Origin of the sequence: Flavobacterium panici, assembly GCF_903819335.1 — a bacterium.
GTDB classification, from domain to species: domain Bacteria; phylum Bacteroidota; class Bacteroidia; order Flavobacteriales; family Flavobacteriaceae; genus Flavobacterium; species Flavobacterium panici.
The window spans coordinates 1-6,206 of sequence record NZ_CAIJDE010000068.1 but is presented as its reverse complement, the minus strand read 5'-3'; the positions used below and the strand labels follow the sequence as shown (position 1 = coordinate 6,206).

Genomic DNA, 6,206 nt, shown 5'->3' with positions numbered 1-6,206 from the left:
TTTTTTTCTGTACAACAAATCTACATATTCACCACATCCTAAAAATTCATCCCAAATTTAAATATAGCCCGTGGTTTCAACCACGGGAACATATAGTTGATATCGCATTGTGGTTACATTACGTTCCCGTGGTTAAACCACGGGCTATGTTTCCAATTCTTTCTGTACAAGAAATCTACATATTCACCACATCCTAAAAATTCATCCCAAATTTAAATATAGACTGTGGTTTCAACCACGGGAACATATAGCTGATATTGTATTGTGGTTACATTACGTTAAACGTGGTTAAAACCACGGGCTATGTTTCCAATTGTTTCTATATAATAAAAAATAGAAATTTACACATCCTAAAAGTTACACCGAATTTAAATATAGCCGTGGTTTCAGCCCCAGGAACACAAAATCCATAATGCAGATTTTAGAGTTTAGATTTTTTGCGCAAGTTTTGAAAAAAACTCAGAACCTTAGTATCTCAGAATCTCAGCATCTTTAAAAAAAACCTTTGCCTCTTTGCCTCTTTGAACCTCTGCAACTTTTCCCAAAATCTTTGAAAAATAATAGCTGAATTAACGAAAAAGATAAAAATAATTCAAATTTTAACCTATAACGGTTTCGTAAATGAGAATACAGCATCGAAATTGGAAAATAGAGTTGATATAAAACATATATATCTAAAGTAATTTTACATCAGAGAATTAGAGATAATAACATCAAAAACAAATACCATGAAAAAGAATTTAAAATTGAGTTTAGTATGTGCTGTACTTTTATCAGGATTAAGTACTTATGCAATTGACGGAAATAACGCTTTTAATCTTCACGTATTAAGAGCTAACGGAAAACTAATCACTTTTGCTTTAAACCAAACTCAAAAAGCAAGTATTAGTATATATGACAAAAACAATAATTTAATTTATTCTGAAAATGCTTCTGGAAAAGACGGAATCCTGAGAACTTTTAGTTTAGAAGAATTTCCAACCGGAACTTACTTTTTAGAAATCGAAGACAACTTCAAAAAAGCAAGACACGAAATCACAGTTACAAGTGAAAAAACAGTTTTGTCTACAAAATCAATTAATTAAGCAGATTTCTGCAAAAAATATAGTGTTGCCCCAAATACACTTAAAAATTTATACTCGCATACAGTATAAAAATGAGGTTAGATAGTTAGTAAAGTTAGAAAACGTAAGTTTTAAAACAGCTCTTTGTGGTTATTGAGCTGTTTTTTTTTGCTCTTTACTTTTTGGTAAAACCTACTTTACAATTCCCTTCTTTACAACTTCGTTTATTATCAAAATGTAAGAAAAACGTAAAATCAAATATTTAGAAAAACGTTGAAAAATAATAACAGAATTAACAAAAACGATATAAATAATTCAAACTTTAACCTATAACGGTTTCGTAAATGAGAATACAGCATCGAAATTGGAAAACAGAGTTGTTAAAAAAACTGGATTTCTGTAATACTTTTACATCAGAGAATTAAACTAATAATTTAAAACTAACAGTTATGAAAAAGATTTTAAAATTGAGTTTAGTATGTGCAGTACTTTTTACAGGAAGTACATATGCAATTGATGGAAATGAAGACTTTAATCTTCATGTAATAAAAGCTAACGGAAAGCTGATCACATTTGCGATCAACAAATTGCAAAAAGCAACCCTGGCAATTTATGACAAAGACGGAAATCTAATTTATTCTGAAACTGCTTCAGGTAAAGATGGAATATTAAGAACTTTTAGCTTAGAAGAATTTCCAGAAGGAACTTACTTTTTAGAAGCAGAAGACAATGTGAAAAAAGTTAGACACGAAATTACAATTACAGACGATACAACTGTATTATCTGCAAAAGCAGTTTCATCTGTTTATAAAACAGTTTCAGAAAAAAATACACGCGTAGCAGTGCGCTAAAAAAGGTATACTTATTGTAAGTATAAAAAATAGGTTAGATAGTTAGTAAAGTTAAAAAACGTAAGTTTTAGAAACAGCTCTTTGTGGTTATTGAGCTGTTTTTTTATGTTAAATTTTTCAGTTTTTGAAAAAATTGAAATTTTTTGAAAAATTATTCTTAATAATTGTATGTATCTGGTTTTTATAGCATTAAAAAAATTCATTTTTTTAAAACCGCAAGCCCCCGTATTTACGTACATAGCGTAGACAAAACACAGAAATAGTTTTAATTCAGCATTTTAAGTATTAAAAAACATGATTTTTTTGCGGAAAATTAAATTTGTATTTGTAGTTTTGGACGTTCCACATTTAGTAATAAAACTTTAAAAAAACATGACAAAATTTACCAAAACCGGTCTTGTTGCAGCCTTCTTTTTTGCAACTCTTTTTTCTTACGCCATTGATGGAAAAGGCGATTACATTTTAAACATTCAAACTGGAAACGGAAAAGTAGTTAGCTTTACTTTAGACACCTTTGAAAAATCATCTTTTTCTATCTATGACGAAAATCACAATTTACTTTATGCGGGAGATTCTGCAGCAAACAAATTAGAAGTTTCGAAAACAATAAGTTTAGAAGGTTTACCAGCCGGAACTTATGTATTAGAAGTTAAAGCAAACGAAAAAGTTGCTAAACACGAAATTAAGGTTGTTGCAAAAAAGGCAAAAACTGTTAAGTTAGACGAATCTGTGAACCATAGTCCAGGATTTCGTCGTTAAACCACTTTTTTTGCCCCACAAAAAAAATGAAAGCAGCTCTATAAGATGGAGCTGCTTTTTTTTATGTTTATAACATTTATGATGGATTAAAATCCATCCCTACAATATGTTTCGTTCCTTCGGAACTTTTCGAAAACTCTATAAAAAATAACCCCAATATTGTCATTTCGACGAAGGAGAAATCTTCGCAAGAAACTCGACAATGTTAATCTTATGCTGGTAAAGACGGAATCTTAAGAACTTTTATAGAATTTTATTGTTCACTTTTTATTGGAACAATTATTTTAAAAATTGTACTTCCAGATATTTAGTACAACGATCCTTCATGTCATCGTAACAATCTATCAAAATTGCAGAGCCTCCATTTTCTACAATATCATGAATCATTTTAAACTTCATTTCGGTAACTTCTGCCCCAACTCCCATAAGATCAAATGCTATTTTTTTTGACTTTGATAATGCAGCATATACATGCAAAAGTTTATTTTCTTTAAAAGGAAGGTTTTTGACTTTTGTTTTTTTAGTAACACCTTCAAATTCATAAATTTTTCTGGCAAATTGATTGTTTAAATCTGCATTTTTTTTGAGATATTCTCCAACAGTTGTTGGATAAAAATGATATCTAAAAAATGATTCCTGAAAATGTTCCATAAATAATATTTTTTCATGAACTATAACATTTTCATGTTTAGTTTTGCCACAAAATATATCTTTAATGACTTTCAATTTTTCCTGAAAATTAATGTAACTCAATAAGTTCACAAGTATCATTTCACCTTCATATAAAACAAAAGGCGGTATATAAAAAGTATCTGTTTTTATTCCTTTATTTTCTAATACTATTTTCAACAATTAGATAGTTTTTTTTTTAATGAGAAAAGCATTCGTTGTGGCGAATGCTTTTATTTCTATTCAATTACTATTTCTCTTTTAGCAATTTCTCTAAATATTCAATTTTTTCTTTTTCTGACTGAAGCAAACGTTCGTAAAGGTTTTTATTTTCTTCTACAGTTTCCATTAATTTATCTAATGGATTGAAAGTGCAATTGTTACTATTTCCGAAATTCACTTGGCTATCTTTTGTATCTGTAAAAGTATTGAAATAATTAATCATGCCTTCTTCTGAAAAACTTTTAATGGCTTCAACTGTTACACCAAGAGCTTTTGCTACTTCAATAAGTCTTTCTTCTTCTATTGTTTCGCTGTTTTCAATAGCCGAAATTGTTTGCTGACTTATTCCCAAAGCCTGCGCCAAAGCTTCCTGTTTCATATCACGAAGTTCTCGAATACGGCTTATTTTTCGCCCTATATGATTTGGTTTTGTTAGTGTGCTCATAATTCAAAGATAATAATTAAGTGTGAAAACTTCCACGGGTAACTAACTTATTTAGTACAGTACGATACCAGCAGAAATGGTTTGGTAAAATACAATGTATTTCTTCCTTCGCCGAATCAAACAAAAGTACAATTTTTCTTATAATAAATTTATAAAAGCCAAATTGTAAAGTAATTATCTAACACAACTAAATACACGCCTTATGGAAACAAATGAAATTGAAATTGTAAAAAACCTAAAAAGATTAACTGCCCTGCATTTCCGAACTCTAAAACCCGCAAATGACGAATCTAAAACTTGTATCGCTCAAATTGAAGTTTTAAATTATCTCGAATTAGGCTGCGTTATTACCGATATGCTAAAATTATGCATTCTCGCACTCGATCACGATATGCATAATGTTCCAGAAAAGAAAAATCAAGCTATTAATGTGAGTCTTGTTTTAGAAACTGTTTTGCAGATGTTTCCTTTAAGTGAAATGGAGTTTTTGAGTTGTATTAAGGAGATTGTTGGCGAATGATGTTTTGTTGATTTTTTTCTGGCCAGGCAAATGGATTTTAATTACGGAATTTCTTTGTCATGATGGATTGAAATCCATCCCTACAATATGTTTCGTTCCTTCGGAACTCTTTATGGAACTTTATAAAAAATAACCTCAATATTGTCATTTCGACGGAGGAGAAATCGCACTAGTAATTCTGCAAAGATTGGCGACTTGCATTGTCGAGCTTCTAGTGCGATTTCTCCCTTCGGTCGAAATGACAAACTTCATGGGATTTTATTTTTTTTCTGACGCGGGCAAATGGATTTTGATTAAGGAATTTCTTGTCATGATGGATTAAAATCCATCCCTACAATATGCTTCGTTCCTTCGGAACTTTTTATAGAACTTTATAAAAAATAACCTCAATATTGTCATTTCGACGGAGGAGAAATCGCACTAGTAATTCTGCAAAGATTGGTGATTAGTATTGTCGAGCTTCTAGTGCGATTTCTCCCTTCGGTCGAAATGACAAACGGTAAAGATTTACAAGATAAAAACAGAAAAATTATTACATAAAAAATCCTATTATTGTAAATCAATAAATGAGAATAAAAGATGCTGAAAAGTTATAAAACAAGAAATTATAAAAATGAAAAATACAATTTTAATTATTTTATTGCTTTGCTTTATCAGCTGTAAAATGGATAACCACAAACCTGCAGAAGTAAGAAAAATAAAGAAATCAACAGACACCATTTTTTTGAATGAACAAGGTGATACGATAAAAACACAAACTGCTTATCTTAAAAATAACTATAAATTAATTATTTTTCCAGCTATAGATAAAAATGAAGAAGTAATTAATTTTAGACTTATAAATGGTAAAAAAGATAATACCTATTTATTGGTTGATACTTTCATAGAAAATTATCGGCCTTATTATGAAGGAGTTGATTTTAAAAATTATTTTGCTTTACATAGCAACGGAGGCGGAACAAGCAATTTCTATTTCTGGTTGTATGATAAAGAAACCGGCAATGAGGTTTTAAATGGTATCACTGGGGATTTTGATTTAAAAAATGAACTGATTTTGTATACAGATGAAGATGATGAATATAATTTATTCATTTATGATGTAAATACGAAAATAAAAACGTTGATAAATCTGCCATACGAACTTATGGATAAACAAAAATGTACAAAATACAACAATTCACCTAAAACCCTTTATATAAGACGAGTTACTAATGAGTATTACTATTTAGCATTCGAAATTTGTAAACCCTTATTAGTAGAATTCAAAGTTAAGAAATCGAAATAATAATTCTATTGGCGTGAACTGAAGCCTTAACATAATTGATTCTACTTCATTCAAATATCTTCTGTTGATTTTCTTGCGTGTGCAAATGGATTTTAATTACGGAATTTCTTTGTCATGATGGATTAAAATCCATCTCTACAATATGTTTCGTTCCTTCGGAACTTTTTATAGAACTTTATTAAAAATAACCACAATATTGTCATTTCGACGGAGGAGAAATCTCCACACGCTGAGCACGCACTGTTGCGGAGTTTCTTCTGCTGGCGCGAGCGTCCCGCTCGCGCATTTCTTTGTGTCTCGTCCTAAAAAAAGTTTACATATTTACACTTAATCCTAAAATAGATTTACAACTATATTTTAGTCCTGCTATTGGTTTACAATAGTAGGACTT

7 protein-coding genes are annotated in these 6,206 nt (G+C 30.0%); 5 read left to right on the top strand and 2 right to left on the bottom strand.

The window, feature by feature from the left end:
- The first annotated feature begins 728 nt into the window (after positions 1-728).
- The 3 genes from FLAPXU55_RS23270 (at position 729) to FLAPXU55_RS23260 (ending at position 2,674) form a co-directional block, all read left to right on the top strand.
- On the top strand, positions 729-1,085 hold the full coding sequence (locus FLAPXU55_RS23270; protein ID WP_053474114.1) for a DUF3244 domain-containing protein: 357 nt from the start codon (positions 729-731) through the stop codon (positions 1,083-1,085).
- A 428-nt stretch (positions 1,086-1,513) separates the two neighbouring features.
- Complete coding sequence (locus FLAPXU55_RS23265) at positions 1,514-1,915, top strand: secretion protein (RefSeq protein WP_053474115.1); 402 nt, start codon at positions 1,514-1,516, stop codon at positions 1,913-1,915.
- 372 nt (positions 1,916-2,287) lie between these two features.
- Positions 2,288-2,674: a hypothetical protein gene (locus FLAPXU55_RS23260; protein WP_053474117.1), complete on the top strand. Its 387-nt coding sequence runs from the start codon at positions 2,288-2,290 to the stop codon at positions 2,672-2,674.
- Between the two features lie 279 nt (positions 2,675-2,953).
- Here FLAPXU55_RS23260 and FLAPXU55_RS23255 read toward each other — a convergent pair whose 3' ends face one another.
- Positions 2,954-3,523: a hypothetical protein gene (locus FLAPXU55_RS23255; RefSeq protein WP_180861735.1), complete on the bottom strand. Its 570-nt coding sequence runs from the start codon at positions 3,521-3,523 to the stop codon at positions 2,954-2,956.
- A 70-nt stretch (positions 3,524-3,593) separates the two neighbouring features.
- Complete coding sequence (locus FLAPXU55_RS23250) at positions 3,594-4,010, bottom strand: helix-turn-helix domain-containing protein (RefSeq protein WP_180861733.1); 417 nt, start codon at positions 4,008-4,010, stop codon at positions 3,594-3,596.
- 202 nt (positions 4,011-4,212) lie between these two features.
- Between FLAPXU55_RS23250 and FLAPXU55_RS23245 the strand changes: the two genes are divergently transcribed.
- Entirely contained in the window at positions 4,213-4,530 is a 318-nt protein-coding gene (locus FLAPXU55_RS23245) for a hypothetical protein (RefSeq protein ID WP_180861731.1), read from the top strand.
- 613 nt (positions 4,531-5,143) lie between these two features.
- On the top strand, positions 5,144-5,815 hold the full coding sequence (locus tag FLAPXU55_RS23240) for a hypothetical protein (protein WP_180861730.1): 672 nt from the start codon (positions 5,144-5,146) through the stop codon (positions 5,813-5,815).
- Positions 5,816-6,206 lie beyond the last annotated feature (391 nt).